10 protein-coding genes are annotated in these 14,906 nt (G+C 43.3%); 7 read left to right on the top strand and 3 right to left on the bottom strand.

Features of this window, described 5'->3' with window-relative positions; genetic code table 11:
- Positions 1–183: 183 nt before the first annotated feature.
- Positions 184–1,962, bottom strand: coding sequence for an ATP-binding protein (locus AC3E9V_RS12395; RefSeq protein ID WP_488753519.1), 1,779 nt, complete (start codon positions 1,960–1,962; stop codon positions 184–186).
- A 967-nt stretch (positions 1,963–2,929) separates the two neighbouring features.
- Here AC3E9V_RS12395 and AC3E9V_RS12390 point away from each other — a divergent pair.
- The 7 genes from AC3E9V_RS12390 to AC3E9V_RS12360 all read left to right on the top strand — a co-directional run bounded on the left by AC3E9V_RS12390 (position 2,930) and on the right by AC3E9V_RS12360 (position 12,090).
- Positions 2,930–3,400 carry a hypothetical protein gene (locus AC3E9V_RS12390; RefSeq protein WP_488753518.1) on the top strand — a complete coding sequence of 157 codons (471 nt, stop codon included), beginning with the start codon at positions 2,930–2,932 and terminating at the stop codon, positions 3,398–3,400.
- A gap of 395 nt (positions 3,401–3,795) precedes the next feature.
- Positions 3,796–5,703 (top strand): hypothetical protein, encoded by a 1,908-nt coding sequence (locus tag AC3E9V_RS12385; protein WP_488753517.1) that lies wholly within the window; start codon positions 3,796–3,798, stop codon positions 5,701–5,703.
- A gap of 308 nt (positions 5,704–6,011) precedes the next feature.
- Positions 6,012–7,244: a hypothetical protein gene (locus AC3E9V_RS12380; protein ID WP_488753516.1), complete on the top strand. Its 1,233-nt coding sequence runs from the start codon at positions 6,012–6,014 to the stop codon at positions 7,242–7,244.
- A gap of 142 nt (positions 7,245–7,386) precedes the next feature.
- Complete coding sequence (locus AC3E9V_RS12375) at positions 7,387–7,977, top strand: hypothetical protein (protein ID WP_488753515.1); 591 nt, start codon at positions 7,387–7,389, stop codon at positions 7,975–7,977.
- A 165-nt stretch (positions 7,978–8,142) separates the two neighbouring features.
- The gene (locus AC3E9V_RS12370; RefSeq protein ID WP_488753514.1) at positions 8,143–8,721 is read left to right on the top strand and encodes an LPP20 family lipoprotein; all 579 of its coding nucleotides are present in this window, start codon (positions 8,143–8,145) and stop codon (positions 8,719–8,721) included.
- On the top strand, positions 8,711–10,066 hold the full coding sequence (locus tag AC3E9V_RS12365) for a hypothetical protein (RefSeq protein ID WP_488753513.1): 1,356 nt from the start codon (positions 8,711–8,713) through the stop codon (positions 10,064–10,066). Before AC3E9V_RS12370 ends, AC3E9V_RS12365 begins: the two co-directional genes overlap by 11 nt.
- 773 nt (positions 10,067–10,839) lie before the next feature.
- Positions 10,840–12,090: a cation:proton antiporter gene (locus AC3E9V_RS12360; RefSeq protein ID WP_488753512.1), complete on the top strand. Its 1,251-nt coding sequence runs from the start codon at positions 10,840–10,842 to the stop codon at positions 12,088–12,090.
- A 163-nt stretch (positions 12,091–12,253) separates the two neighbouring features.
- Here AC3E9V_RS12360 and AC3E9V_RS12355 read toward each other — a convergent pair whose 3' ends face one another.
- Both AC3E9V_RS12355 and AC3E9V_RS12350 read right to left on the bottom strand, forming a co-directional pair.
- Positions 12,254–12,919 carry a hypothetical protein gene (locus AC3E9V_RS12355; protein ID WP_488753511.1) on the bottom strand — a complete coding sequence of 222 codons (666 nt, stop codon included), beginning with the start codon at positions 12,917–12,919 and terminating at the stop codon, positions 12,254–12,256.
- Between the two features lie 674 nt (positions 12,920–13,593).
- Positions 13,594–14,874: a DUF4861 family protein gene (locus AC3E9V_RS12350; RefSeq protein ID WP_488753510.1), complete on the bottom strand. Its 1,281-nt coding sequence runs from the start codon at positions 14,872–14,874 to the stop codon at positions 13,594–13,596.
- Positions 14,875–14,906 lie beyond the last annotated feature (32 nt).

The raw sequence follows: 14,906 nt of genomic DNA, 5'->3' as shown, positions 1-14,906 counted from the left end.
ATTACAGGAAGCCTATCATTGCTGATCGATCCAGCCAAAGAGAAAGTATCCGTTAGTGAGGGTTCAAACCGGAATCAATGCCGTTTAGTTAAGCATGGTTTTCTTGTATCCACCCCCTTCACCCCCGCCCGCGGGGGACAAAGGGGAGCTTAACCAAACGGCATTGGATCAGGGATATTCATTTCAATCGGTAGATGTTGGTTGATTCAGGAATTGGTTCAGAACCAGTAACAATTCAGCCTTCACAATCGGCTTGGTGATGTATTCTGAAAATCCCATCTTTAGCCCGTTCGCTTTTTGCTCCGCAAGGGCATCGGCAGTCAGAGCGACTACCGGTAGACTACCCAGATTCATTTCGTTGCGTATGTAGCTTAGCGCTTTGATACCATCCATAACTGGCATGTGTACATCCATAAAAACCAGGTCAGGGAGTTTGTCGTTTTTCAAAGCTTCTTTTAAGAAATCGATAGCTTCTTTGCCGTTTGAAGCAATGGTAAAATGAATATTCGTCTTTGCCAAAATTCCTTTAATCACCAGTTGGTTCATGGCATCATCCTCAACAATCAATAGATGCTTATCCGAGGGTAGTTCATTGACTAAAGCACTGCCATCCGAATAATCAGTAACATCCATGCTGGCCTCATCATAAGGGATAAGCACAAAAAATGTCGAACCTTTTCCGGGTTGACTAATTAGTGTGATATCGCCCTGGAGTAGCTCGGCCATTTTCTTGCTAAGTGCTAGTCCAAGACCACTTCCTCCAAACCGGCGTGTGGTTGTGTTATCAGCTTGCTCGAACGAATTAAATATTGCTGATTGCCGGTCCGGAGAAATACCAATTCCCTCGTCGGAGACTGCCAATAGTAATTTTTTTTCCCGGGAATGAACCTGGATTGAGACGGTTCCGGATTCACTGAATTTAATGGCATTGGCCACCAGGTTGTTGAGAATCTGACTTAATTTAATCCGATCAGACAGGATGAATTCCGGAAGCTGGGCATCTATAGTATATTCCAGAGTGAGACCTTTCCTTTGGGCTTGTTGGAGATGTAAATGATAAACGTTTTCAATCAGCCTGCGCAACCTGAAAGGTTGCTTGTACAATTCCATTTTACCTGCTTCTATCTTGGATAGATCCAGCACATTATTAATGAGCTCAGTGAGGTGTTCTCCTGCGTTTCTGATATAGCCTAAAAGCTTTCTTGAATTATCCGGAAAACTGAATTTTTCGCTTTGCTCTTCAAGTAAGAGGCTGAAACCAATGATAGAATTAAGCGGTGTCCTGATCTCATGGCTCATATTGGCTAAAAAATCTGTCTTAGCCTTGCTTGCTTTCTCTGCTATTCGTTGCCTTTTAATTAGCTCCAGTTTATTTGCTTCGATTATTTCATTTTTATGTTCAAATTGAAAAAAAACGGATCTCGTGGCGGCATGCATCCCGCCAATGATAATATTCGCCAGGTTAGTGGTGAAAAAACTTTCATAAACCTGCTGCATGTTGTCAAAAGAAAAGTCTGTAAAGAAATAGAACAGGCAAAAAATAGCGATGTATGACAGGGGAAATAAAAACAGTCCTTTTAGTGGGTCTGCAAGCAAGGCATACAAAGTGACTGCCATCAGGAGGGCCATGCTCCAATAAGGATTCAGTTCATTGGCAAACAGCATGACAGTAAAGGAAGCTGGTAAAGTGACTAACCAAACTCCTTCCAGATACCAATATTCAATTTTTTTGAGCTTCCTTTTTCGGGGCAGGATTAAAAGTGCTGAAAATAATGCAATAGCGACTAGTCTTAACCATAGGTATTCGGTATAATCAGTGAAGTACTCGTGGAATATAAAAAAAAAAGCATTGCTCAATATTCCCATCACTGCGAACAAAGAAAAAAATCTTTGATGCACCTTGTAATAGGGAGTATCGTACGCTTCAATAATTGTACTTAAACTACCGAAAAGCTTATTCATATCACTTAATTAGGGTACAATATAAGAATAAGTGTGTAGTTAAAAAAGATGGATGAATTCAACCCTTTTCCCATATCCCTGTTAAACAATCAAAATGGAAATCCTGTCTAACACCGCAGGCCGGGCGTCCTCCTACACCTCCCTGAAAGGAGGACTAATTATGCCTTCGCTTCGCAACAGCTAAAGCTTCGCACACAAAGGGTATTTTTTGTGAACCCTTCCCGTTAATCAAGGGTTGATACGACACTAGCCGTTCGCAACTAGCCGTTCGCAACTAGCCGTTCGCAACTAGCCGTTCGCAACTAGCCGTTCGCAACTAGCCGTTCGCAACTAGCCGTTCGCAACTAGCCGTTCGCAACTAGCCGTTCGCCTCGTTACTACAAGAAATGATGTGTACGTTTTTAGTTGATGTTAGAAGGCCAAGACCGGGTCGCGTAGACCGGGTCGCGCAGACCGGCCGTCCTCCCCCGCTTGTCGTTCTTCAAAATTTCGTTATTCGGGTACAGGTTAATTGTCTTTTAGATGTGATCAAACCACCCAAACCCCTAAGCCGGTCTCTTACGCTAACTGTGCCTTCGCGCCGTGCCGTCGGTAAGCCTCTGGCGGCCGATGGAAGCTTCAGCGAAGCAAGGAGCTTTAGCGACAGTGTGGCTCCCCTCCTTGAAAAAAGGAGGGGAGCCGTTTACGGTATGATTGGGAGTTTACCGTTAATTTTTTTGATGATCTATAAATTTTGAAGTGCACGCACCTCCCCTTCACAAGGGGAGGTGCCTGTATACCTTCGCTAACTCCGTACCTCGAAGCTTTAGCGAAGAGGTAAGCTACGGATGCATATATGCTCCTTCGCTGAAGCTTCGGCGCAAGCGAAAGGGCGGAGGGGTCCATAAGGGGAGCTCAGTTATACTTGAACCCCTTTTTAAGAAAAAAAACTATATTTCAGATCCTAACCAAATTCAGTCGAAAGCATATGAGTGTACATTCGGTTACCTATATTAGATATTACTTCCCAAGCGGTTTAAGGTGGGTTCTTTCCGTCTTCCTCTTACCCCTGGCCATTTACCTTATGATCATTTACTGGTTTATCGGTGCTCTTTTTTGTCTTATCACAGCTGTCAGCCTTTGGACATTCAAGTACGTGACCACCATTGATCGTAAGAAAAAATTAATCAGTGACAGGTTTTACAGACTGTCCATTCCATCCGGACAAACATACCCGTATACAAAACTGGAAAAATTATTAGTAACCAGGGAAAAGAAAAGTTACAAAGCAGCTTCGAGATCAAGGGATTACTGGGTCAATTACATTGAATATACCTTACACCTGCTGTATGACCAGAACAAGCAGTTGCCTCTATTCACCATCAATGATCATGATACATTTAAAGAACAGGTAGAAAGGTTTGCGAAAGAACTGAACCTGAGTATCGAGAGTATCTGAGCTACCCAAGTTATAGATAGCTCAATGGTCATCTTTTTTTATCTCCGTTCCATGCAGAGTCTCCGGCAGGGACTCTGCGAATAGAGCAAATGAAGGGAATATATCGAAAGACTGGTCTTGAAATCAGTTTTCTGAAATTTTCTCAGGAGAGAGTAAAGGCAAAGGCAGCTTGTTGGTCCAGTTTGATTTTTGTAAAATCCTATTTTTAAAATACTGAACTGAAACTAACCTTCAACAAATAGATTAAAACTATAGTAAACTTTCTTCACTGGTATAGCCCCTTTTTGTACCCAACATCATTGGTATAAAGAAAGTCCTTCGTATTTTGAGATGAAATTTTTGTACCAACCAGGTAATTCCTTCGAATGAAAATCACTGTGTACGTCCTTATATTCATGCTGAGCCTAAAATTGCCTGCTCAGCATCGGTATCCATCTTATCAGGCTGTGGTAAACACCTTTTTCAAAAAATACACCGCCAGTTCTTACGATGACTATAAGGAAATAAGCTTTCAAAAGAAAATAACCGGCTGGCACGTAGCAACTGAGATCTATGAAGATGGAAAATACCGGGAAGCCAAAAGTGAGCTATTCTGGGACCGGAACTCCGGTAGCTTTAAATCGTTGACATTTGAAAAAAGAGCAGACGATCCATCATCAGCGCTTAACCGGTCAGCTGACCTGCTGTCAGAAGAAACGGATCCGTTCCTTCAGGCATGGGATGCATCGCTTTTCGATATTTATCCATACTTCAACTACGATGGTTGGGATAGGGATATCATTAAAGACTATGGTGAGAAGGAGGCCACGCTATCCGATACCACTTTATATGCGCTGGGAAGAGCCTATTCTTCTTATGCATCTCACCGTCTTGGGTTCTCGGAGAGCAATGATCAGTTTGCGCTTGCAAGGCACGAAAAGTTGAGCAAAAGCCAATTACAGGAATATCGAAAGTATCGCCATGGAGCCATCAGGTCATTTGGCAGATTAAAGGATCGTAATCCCGCTTTTCAAACAATTATCGGTTCTATAGGTGTCAAATGGGCCAATGAACATGCCACCTCCTACATTGATCTGATGATGTATAGCGATGAGCAGGAGGCCCTTCGTGAATTGAATGACGATATCTATGACGATTTTCACATGGCTTTGGCAAGAAATTATCTGAATTCATGTGCCCCAAACGCTGTTTTGTTTACCGGAGGTGACAATGATACATTTCCCCTTTGGTACCTTCAGGCAAAATATGGTTATCGTCGTGATGTCACGGTGGTCGTTGTTAGTTTTCTAAACACCAACCGATTCATGGATTTAGTAGCTAAAGAGGACACTCACATTGAACCTCTCAGTTTTTCCATAGACATGGAAAATTATGATATCAATGGGCCCAATGCCTATCTCCCTCAAATTGATCAGGTGGAAGGTCCCATTGATGTAAAATCGTATCTGAACCTGATAAACAATGGCCATGAAGCGCTAAGATTAGATGTGGATGAAAGTTATTACAATATTCTCCCCTCCAGTGAACTGAAAATCCCGGTTAAGACATTTTTTGAGCAAAAATCCCTCCCGGAACCTCTTTCAAAATTTGCATTGGATTCCATCATGCGCGTTTCCGTCAAGACGAAGGGTATTGAAATGAGAGATCTGGCGATTTTGGACTTTATCACCACAAATAACTGGGATCGTCCCATATACTTTAACAATACCTCTCTCCATCATATAGCGCTCGATTTTTCCGAATATGTCGTTCAGGAAGGATTGTGTTATCAACTTTTACCTGTGCAAAAGGAAAATGCTGTTGATTACACGAGAATGTACGACGTTGTGAAAAACACGTTTGATTGGGATTTTTTGCCGCTTACTAATCCGGTCATAGAAGAGGAACGGAATTTCGTGTTAAACTACCGATCCATGATCAATAACCTGGTAGAAGCTTTTCTTGCCGCAGAGGATCAGAAGAAAGCCAAAGAAATATTATTGGCGAGCTATTCGTGGATGCCTAAAGATGTCTTTCCATTAGACTATTTCAATGCTAAGCAAATAGATTACTTACTTCAAATGGATGAGAAGAAGCTCGCAATAAAAATGGCAGATGAGCTATTTTATCAGGCATCTGGTAAACTTGAAAAACTAACATCCGGCGGAACTGAAAAGCCAATGGTCCCAAAAGATATTATGGAAGCACAAAAAAACCTTTATACCATTCGATTGCTAATTGATTCATTTACCAAACATAACATTAATGACCTTGTCAATAAATATGAGTCAACACTTCAAAATTATGAGGTATTGTTCTTTTGATAAGGATTGCTTTTAGGGATATGCTCTTTGGAAAATGATCCCCCTGCTTACTCATCCCTCAGGGTATTTGCAGGATTTTGAACTTCCCATTTAAACTCTTCTCTACTCCAGGGACTAACTCTGTTTTATCAATTTTAAAGAGATAATCGATATAAATGAGGCCCATATGTAAAAAAATATTACTGCTGTTAACGCTTTGTAAACGGTCTTGCCCTAGACGATTTGTAAAGGATTTGTAAAGCACACATCTTTGAAAAGTCCACTATACACGTAGCAAAATCATATTTTTTAACATATAAATAACTCTAATGAATCCTTTAAAAATTATAACATTATTACTCATAATCTCAGTGTCAATGGGTGTCCGGGCACAAAAGGTCGAAAATGGCACATACTACAGAACTGCGAGCGATGGCACTGTAGAGATTTCCAATGTTAGTGATGGAAATAAGTTTACCCTAACATTCAATAATACAGATGGTAGCAAAAAGGAGAGCGAGATAAAAGTGGTACAAGGTACTGATGGACTTTATTTACATGTCGGTGACGGTTTTTTCTACTTCATCACTGTTCAAAATGGCTACCTGGAAAGATATATCTTCAATGGTGAGGTGAATTATGCTACCGCTAAGCCATGTGACTACTATGAAATACTGGCAATGGATAAAAGCGTCGTTAATGCCAAAAAAAGTGCAGCAGAAATGAGAAGAAAGAAACTGGATGACGGTAAAGAAGACCTGTACTTCCCGAAGCTGTTAGCTGAATATGCAAAAGTCCCTGCAGAAGAAAGATTCCAATTAGAAAACGCATACAAAGGCATCTATGCTGATGGTGATAAATCCTTCATGCACCTGGAGCCGGAAATATGGGGTAAAAATACCTTAGGTGTAATAACAGGATCAAGAATAAGATTTGTTGCCAAGAACACCGGTGAAACTAAAGTTTACTACAGACACCACCTTGACCCAAACATGTTTCAACATTATGAGTCGGCTGAGTATTGGGGAAGAAGCACTCCTGCTGAATATGTTTATTTCGGAGATGATGGCCTTAACTTCATGTATCATCCTGGTAGCTCCAGCGTAAATAGCATTTTCATATTTGTAGAAGACAAGAAGAAAAAATGGACACAGGATGAGTTGGATCAGGCGTCCTATGCGGCAGAAGAAAAAATCAAAAGTTTTGAAAAGAAGATGGAGATCTTTGCGAAAAGCATGAACGAAAAGCCTAAAGTGCCTGATGCTGCGATGACAGATGAAAGCATCAGGTCTGCCGCCTTAAAAGCACTTCAAAAACATGCAAAATCTAAAGGCTGGAAGGAAAACATTACCGATGTAGTGATAACTTCCAGTAGCTGGAATACTGTAATTAAAAGTTCGTATACCGGAAGAAGCATAGAAGTAGCTGCGGTGGCTACATGGCCTGACGGGCATTGTTCTTTTCAATATTTTGATCTTATATCCATGTACGAAGGTGGCAGCTTCTCACCTGAACTAAACTTCTATACTGCAGGTAGTCAGTTTGAAACCGACTGCAAATAAAATCATACCAACTAAATTAACGCTTAAAGGGATCGGTAATCATGCCGATCCTTTTTTCTTCTGGTACAATGAAATGAGCATGATCAAAATCAGGAAGCAAACCGCCAACTCGGCCCGGCTGATTTCGAAATTTTTTGAACAAATGAAATACATTATAGCTTACTCTTTAGTATTCATATCAGCAATGATTGCCCATGTCAGTATTGCTCAAAGCAACACTTTTACTATTGATATTATTGCTACCCAGGAAGGTCCTTCAGTTGTAAATGTGTTTGATTCCCTTATATACGAACGACTAACAAAAATGGAATTATCCGTTACGGGTCTAAACAACCTGCCGAAAAGTAACAAAATAAAAATAGCGCTGGCATGTAAAAAGGCTGCCGGCAGTGTCAAAGCTAATAAACCGAATAAGTACCAGATTGAATTTGAATTGGATCAGAATGACAAACCCCTTGATTCAATAAATCTATGTGTTTTTGATATAGAGGGATCTGATGATTGCAGTAAGAAAAACAAAAAGAAATTCAGGAATTTTAGCATTGCCCCTACTAAAAAAAGACACAGAGAAATTTGGGCAGTTTATGAATACAGTTTCATCGTTTACTCTTTTAAGAATAAGAACGGCGCAGAAGACCCGAACGCTTCCACAACCAGTAGAATAGTGGCCATGAGTAAGCCTTTTTACGTGATTTCAGAAAGACGAAAAAAGCAGAAGACTAATGGGTTCTGAATATTAATCTTTCATCCTGTATAAGAAGGCTACTGAGAGAGTAGTTAGATTTAAGGTTTGCAAAAAATACCTTCTTCTCCCTTCCCCTACACCAAGCCAGAACCCCACAAAATCCTCCTTTGGCACGCATTTTGGTTTTTAGCCTTCAAACAAACTTTTTATATCATGAAAAGAAGTATCCTTATCTACTCATTAGTTTTCAGTGCCTTGCTGGTCATGGTAAGTTGTAACAGAAAGCTGAAGCAGACCGATAGCAATTTCAAGAAAATTGATTCGCCATTTGATGGTTCCAAGTACTTTTCGGATAAAAAACACTACCGGGCCACCGGTCAGGGTAAGTCCCTGGACCTGACCGTCGCTAAGCGCATTGCCGAAACCAATGCCAGACAGGCCATGGCCTCCCAGATTGAGGTCAAGGTGAGAAGCGTGGGTGAACAGTTTTTGCAAAACAGGCAGATCTCCAACAAGATCGAAACGACCTCCAAGTTTGAGGACCTTACCCGAACCGTCATCGATGAAACGCTGACCCAGGTCAAGATCATTGATCAGCAATCCTATCAGAACAAAAAAAGAAAATCAGGAGAATACATCCATTATGTAGCCATGGAAATGCCTACTTCGGCTATTGCAGATGGCATGGTTGAAAAAATTTCTGTGGATGATGCGCTGAAGCAGGATTTTGATCTGCAAAAATTTCGTGAGATCTATGAGCAGGAACTAGAGGACTTCAAAAATGACTACTGAGAATTCCCACATCCGGGAATTCCTTCTTTTGCTCCTGTTGCTCCTGGCTTCCCTGGCTTTTAGCCAGCTGAAGAAAGCACCACAATGGGTTCACAAAACACCCTTGACAAATGAGGCTTACTTCGGGATGGGCTCTGTCAGTATGAAGGTGTCTCCGGAGTACCGTACAAAAGCCAGGAAAATGGCGCTCCGGGAGATTGCTGAGAAGATCTTTGTATCGATCAACTCCGAGTCCACCCTGATCATGACGTATGAAAATGATCAGGTGGACTACCTGCTGGATGAAACCGTTTCGCTGGCCTCTACTAATTTCCTGAGCGGGTACCAAAAAGTAGATGAGTGGATCGACAAGCGATCCGATACGTATTACGTACTGTTCCGACTGGACAAAGATGACTACAAAGCCAAAAGGGCCCTTTATTTTAAGTCGCTGGAGGAGCTGATCATTTACATGCAAAATGAAGCCACCGCCCTGTTTGAGCAGGGTGAAGTGGCTCGTGGCGTGAGTAAGCTGAGCGAATCCATCATCCGACTGGATGCAGAGATGGATCGCCTCGTAGAGCCGGAATATAAACTGGCTATGCAGAACTGGCGGCTGGCCAGTATCTATGCCCTGGAGCAACAAATTGATCAAATTGGTTTTGACCTCCGGAGCAGATACCCTTTTCATCCCATTTCACGAGAGCCGCTTACCATCAGCGGTTTCCTCATCGACAAAACCAGCGGGACTCCGGTCAATGGGCTAAACCTCTCATTAAGGGTGATCCAGGGAGATATTTTCAGGTATTCATTCGAACATGATCAATCGGAAGCCCTACGGATCTACGGGCTGTTTCCGGAAAACCGGTCAGCGGTCTTTCAAATTGTAGCGGAACTGCGACTGCAGGACCGGATCAGAAGACTGCTTGATCCTTCCATCAGAACCCAAATAATATCCCCTCCCGTATCCATCGACTTTGTTCCTTACAACATCACCTTCTACCCAAAGCCAACTGCAAGCTTTTCTGCTACACAAGTGAATGGAGCCATTGACTTTTTCAGGACCATTACCAGGGACCTTGGGCTTCAGGAAGTGAGCCAGGAAGCCGACTACCACATCAACATCCAACCAAAAGGTGACCTGGTAAGACGGTCCAGAGGATATTATCAGGGATTCGTTTCCCTGGATGTGACTGTTTACGACCCAATAGCCGATCGGAAGGTCTTCGGATATGAACTCCCTCAAACGGAGGTACGCGTAAAAAACCCCCAGGGTGCCCTGCCCTATGCACTTGAAAAGTACTTCAAACGATCAGATGAATTTCTGGTCAGCTTTGTTACGTTTTTATGCACTTTGCAATTGTGAAGAGAGAACTCACAACAACAGGCGAAAAGAAACTGGTTAGTGTTATGAAACGAGGGAAGCAGGTTGCGATATAAATGTTAGTTTACCTGTTGATTTTTGGATGGTTTGTAATCTTTGCAGCAAATGCTGCTCCCCTTCGAAGGGGAGCTGTCCGCAGGACTGAGGGGTTTGCCCGTACACCTTCGCTAACTGCGTACCTCGAAGCTTTAGCGAAGAGGTAAGCTACGGATGCATATATGCTCCTTCGCTGAAGCTTCGGCGCAAGCGAAAGGGCGGAGGGGTTTTTGAGCATTTGAAGGAGGATTCAAGGTGACAACACCAACAGCGAAAAAGGATAAAACCCGTCAGACGGGTAGTCAATAACCACTGCTGGCGGCACTCCTAAAACGTGATCAAACCACCCCCGAACCCCTCCTTTTCCAAGGAGGGGAGTTGGTTTGCGGTATGATTGGGAGCTACTTCTATCCATTTTCAGAGGACTTATAATCTTTGCAGCCAATGCTGCTCCTCTTCGAAGGGGAGCTGTCCGCAGGACTGAGGGGTTTGCCTGGTACACCTACACCGGAGGCTACGGTGCATGAAAAAGGCGGAGGGGTCCATATCCTATATACCTTAAAAGCTGTTGGTAGACCGCGAAATACATATCAAAAAAAGCAATTTGGAGTTTTAGATTTAATGAGTGAATATTACAATCATCGGAAAACTTAGCTGAAGGCAAATGAATTTGAGATTCGATGACTCCCTGGGTTTTCCTCAACCTCTTAAAGATTACCATGAGTATTTTCAATATCATTACCATCCTGATCATCCTTTCGGCCATTTTTGCCTTCATCAATACCCGGTTCCTGAAACTTCCCTTTACCATTGGTTTGATGATCATTGCGATTGTCTTCACGGTCGGGATCACCATTCTTGGTAGTTTTAATCATTACCTTCTGGATGAAGCCAGACTACTGATCCAATCGGTAGATTTTGAAACGGCACTGCTCGATATCATGCTGAGCTTCCTCCTTTTTGCCGGGGCATTGCATACCAAACTCGACGCACTCAAAAGGCAAAAAGGCCCTATCGCCTTATTTGCAACCATAGGCATTATGCTGTCTACTTTTCTGATCGGTACCATGATGTATTATCTGTTCATTGCTTTTAGCTACCCGATCAGCTATATCTACTGCCTGCTTTTTGGAGCGCTTATCTCCCCTACCGATCCCATTGCGGTGCTGGGCATTTTGAAAGATGCCAATGCCCCCGGAAAGCTTGAGACCAAAATCGTAGGTGAGTCGCTGTTCAATGATGGTGTGGGTGTGGTGGTTTTCATCGTCCTTTTCAAAATCGCTCAACAAGGCCTGGATGCCATGAGTTTTGGTGATGTGAGCTGGCTGTTTCTAACGGAAGTTGCAGGGGGCCTTATCCTTGGTTTACTGGCGGGTTGGGGTGTTTTTCAATTGATGAAAGTCATTGATAACTATGAAACGGAGGTCATCATTACCCTGGCCCTGGTCATGGGTATTTCTGCTTTGGCACATTACTTACACGTATCCGGACCGCTGGCAGTAGTTGTGGCGGGGATCTTTCTGGGCAACAAAGCCCCAAAGATCGCCTGGTCCAAAAACACGCATACCTATGTGGATAAATTCTGGGAGCTCATTGATGTCCTGCTCAATGCCATTCTTTTTGTGTTGATAGGGCTTGAATTATTAGTCATTTCTATGAATGGGAAATACCTCCTGTTTGGCTTGATGGCCATTCCTTTGGCGCTTTTGGCAAGATTCATTGCTCTATCCGGCCCGGTAGCGATCTTTAAAACAAAGCTGGACTTCATCCGCAAAACCAATCTGATCATGACCTGGGGAGGTATCAGAGGAGGTATTTCTATTGCTTTAGCGCTGTCCTTAGAACCTCAGATGAATCGTGAACTCTTTCTTACCATCACCTATGTGATTGTCGTATTCTCTATCATCGTTCAGGGATTAACGATCGGACCATTGGTAAAGAAGGTTTTGAAGGAACCGAAATCCACATGAGGGGTCCATCCCCGTATCATCCTATATGTCTTTAAAGCTGTTGGTGACGATAGCAACAGCGACGAAGAATAGGTGAAGCGCCTTGCTTCGCTATAGCTTCCATCGGCCGCCAGAGGCTTACCGACGGCACGGCGCGAAGACAGCTAAATCCGGATCATACAGCTTACTTTCGGCGTCTCCGGCTCAGCATTTTAGCAAATTCCATTAATCTATCAGTGAGTTCAGCTTCTGAAGTGATACCTTGATCAAAATTGGCTTGCAAATACAAGTCAAGGTCATCAATGGCGGCATTTATGAGGTTCATTTTCTCTGTGAGTATCCCAATATCTTCGGTATGCCAATAGCCACCCCCGTCTTTCACCTCGATGGCACTAAAATATTTCTTTTCCAGGTACTTTAACAATTTACAAAGACAGATATGGCCGTAAGGTCCGGCAAACTGTGTTTTGGTACTGGACCACTTTGCCATCATTTTAAAATCGATACTATGTTGTTTTGTTTCAGCCTGTCCACCTGCGGAAATCTCCGTAACTTCCAAAGTCTCGCTTTCCTGCTGACCGGAAAAGATATTAAATGAAGGCAGCACGCTAAAATTAATCATCTGGCCGGCCTGGTCAAATATCAGGTTGACAGGCTCCATTTCTTTTTGAATAGTTAGTAGAACGCCTTCAGCCTGCACATTTGGCAGACCAGGTAGATTTACTCGTTCCTGCCCTATGCGGTGAACCTTCCACCCAGCTTCTTCGGAGAGATCCTCCATTTCATCCAGAAGGCCTGGCAGTAAGTCCGGGGATTTTAATGTAGCCGTGTAATACAAAGTGACTCCCATGACTGGAAATTTAAACGATAATGCTTTCTCATTCTGATTTTATCAATCGTTTTTTTGATCAGAAATTGGAATATGAAAGTCATCCGATGACTAAGCGCGGGGTTTAAATTTTTGCAGTGCATGCTGCTCCCCTTCGAAGGGGAGCTCCCGAAGGGTGAGGGGTCCATCAGTATATTATCTTATATGTTTTTGTCAAAATCAAGGTTGCAAAGCTGTGACGCGCTACCCGTCTGACGGTTCTGAACCGTCAGACGGTAGTCAATAACCACTGCTGGAGGGTACTCCTCCTAAAACGTGATCTGACCACCCCGACCTCCGGCCACCCCTCCTTTTCCAAGGAGGGGAATTGGTTAGCGTTACTGATTTTAATCCACTCTATCCCATTTTCAGAGGATTTATAATTTTTGCAGTGCATGCTGCTCCCCTTCGAAGGGGAGCTCCCGAAGGGTGAGGGGTCCATCAGTATATTATCCTATATGTCTTTACCGCGGCGAAAGTTGCGATTACACCGTAAGAGAGTATGGGTTTGATAAATTTTTCTATAACCCCCATCGCCCCCTTTGATGAAAAAGGGGGAATATTTGTATCAAACCCATACTCCACTATGAGCATTCAATATAATTAACTTGACAAAGGAATAATGGACTTTACCTGAACTGTGGGTCCATGATTTCCTATTGAACCCGCACTTCCAACTCTACCGCTAGCTGTTCCGCCAGACTGACCACATAATCCTGAAAGTAATCCGGATCATCAAACCCCTTGTCTGCAGCTAATTCCCAACCCGCTACCGCGTAATACGTCAGCGGTGTATTGTCAGAAATTTCTAGTTTTCCATAGTACGTATTGGTCAATTTCGCCGTTGGAGGCGCCTCTCCTGACCCGAGGTAGTTTTTCTGAGGTAATATCAGCGCCATGCCGATGATCCACTCTCCGTTGTAACCCTGATCTCCATGTGTCAGTAAAATGGTCCATTCATCCCCTACCGTCACCTCTATTGGCTGTATTTGAGGCATTGTCTTTACCAATCCCACGAGCAACGATTCATCCGTAATGCCCGAAATTTCGACCGTATTCTGATAGGCGTAGATGCCCGGCCATATGTGCACATTTTCCTTCACCTCAAAGCTTTTTCCTGCCATGGGTTGCCAGTCTTTATAGTGTAGCGAAAAAGACGAATGGACCGGTCCCTCTGTATTGATCCGGAAAATGGACTGTGCCACATTGGTAACCGTATCGCCACTCAGACAACCCAATCTCAGGAGGCTATCACCGGCCATCAGGCCGATTCCACCCAATCCGGCTGAGCTGCCCACCGGCAGGATATCCCTGCCCCAATCTCTCATTTCATGGTAGTTATCCTCTACACCGCCAGATGCATTAATGCCCACATCTTCCGGAGAAATGGCAGGTTTCTTTTTACCAAAAAGGTCCTTTGCGTTCCTGCCATCAAAATAGTGCCGAAAGCCAACCTTGTCATTCTCCCAGGAAGGACCGTCGGCCTGGTACGGCTGATAGCCCAGGCGGGCATGTATCTGATCGGCATATAAGGTGTCACTGGTTCTGGGTGAGACGGGTTGATCTTTGGCATCTCGTTTCCCAAACCTTATGCCGGTCCTTTCAGGATAATCAATCGGATTAGCTGTCCAGGACAGGGAAAGTTCTAAAGAGTCATTTGCATAGATATCAACGACGAAAGTCAGGTCGTCCCACACCTCATCACCATTATGGTCTTCCAATTGTGACGGGATCGTATCTCCATTGTCATTGGTGATCAACGGGTATTGTGCTTTGCTGTCAATATCTTCAAGGGAGGTCCTGCTTATAATGACAGGCTTATCCTTGAGTTCAAGGGGCGAAGGATTGACAATAGTGATAACCGTGTTGTCTTCAGGCACACAAGAAGTGCCTAATAAAGCAACGGCTCCCAGGATATAGATTAGGTTTTTAGACATGTTAGTTAGGTTTTTTATGAAAAATTCGTTTT

The organism is Marinoscillum sp. HNIBRBA16962 (genome assembly GCF_057801515.1).
This window is presented reverse-complemented; position numbering and strand designations above follow the sequence as displayed.

What these genes read in the sequence shown, in the direction of transcription:
- AC3E9V_RS12395 (WP_488753519.1), bottom strand. Translation starts at nt 1,962, where the DNA reads ATGAATAAGCTTTTCGGTAGTTTAAGTACAATTATTGAAGCGTACGAT.
- AC3E9V_RS12390 (WP_488753518.1), top strand. Translation starts at nt 2,930, where the DNA reads ATGAGTGTACATTCGGTTACCTATATTAGATATTACTTCCCAAGCGGT.
- AC3E9V_RS12385 (WP_488753517.1), top strand. Translation starts at nt 3,796, where the DNA reads ATGCTGAGCCTAAAATTGCCTGCTCAGCATCGGTATCCATCTTATCAG.
- AC3E9V_RS12380 (WP_488753516.1), top strand. Translation starts at nt 6,012, where the DNA reads ATGAATCCTTTAAAAATTATAACATTATTACTCATAATCTCAGTGTCA.
- AC3E9V_RS12375 (WP_488753515.1), top strand. Translation starts at nt 7,387, where the DNA reads ATGAAATACATTATAGCTTACTCTTTAGTATTCATATCAGCAATGATT.
- AC3E9V_RS12370 (WP_488753514.1), top strand. Translation starts at nt 8,143, where the DNA reads ATGAAAAGAAGTATCCTTATCTACTCATTAGTTTTCAGTGCCTTGCTG.
- AC3E9V_RS12365 (WP_488753513.1), top strand. Translation starts at nt 8,711, where the DNA reads ATGACTACTGAGAATTCCCACATCCGGGAATTCCTTCTTTTGCTCCTG.
- AC3E9V_RS12360 (WP_488753512.1), top strand. Translation starts at nt 10,840, where the DNA reads ATGAGTATTTTCAATATCATTACCATCCTGATCATCCTTTCGGCCATT.
- AC3E9V_RS12355 (WP_488753511.1), bottom strand. Translation starts at nt 12,919, where the DNA reads ATGGGAGTCACTTTGTATTACACGGCTACATTAAAATCCCCGGACTTA.
- AC3E9V_RS12350 (WP_488753510.1), bottom strand. Translation starts at nt 14,874, where the DNA reads ATGTCTAAAAACCTAATCTATATCCTGGGAGCCGTTGCTTTATTAGGC.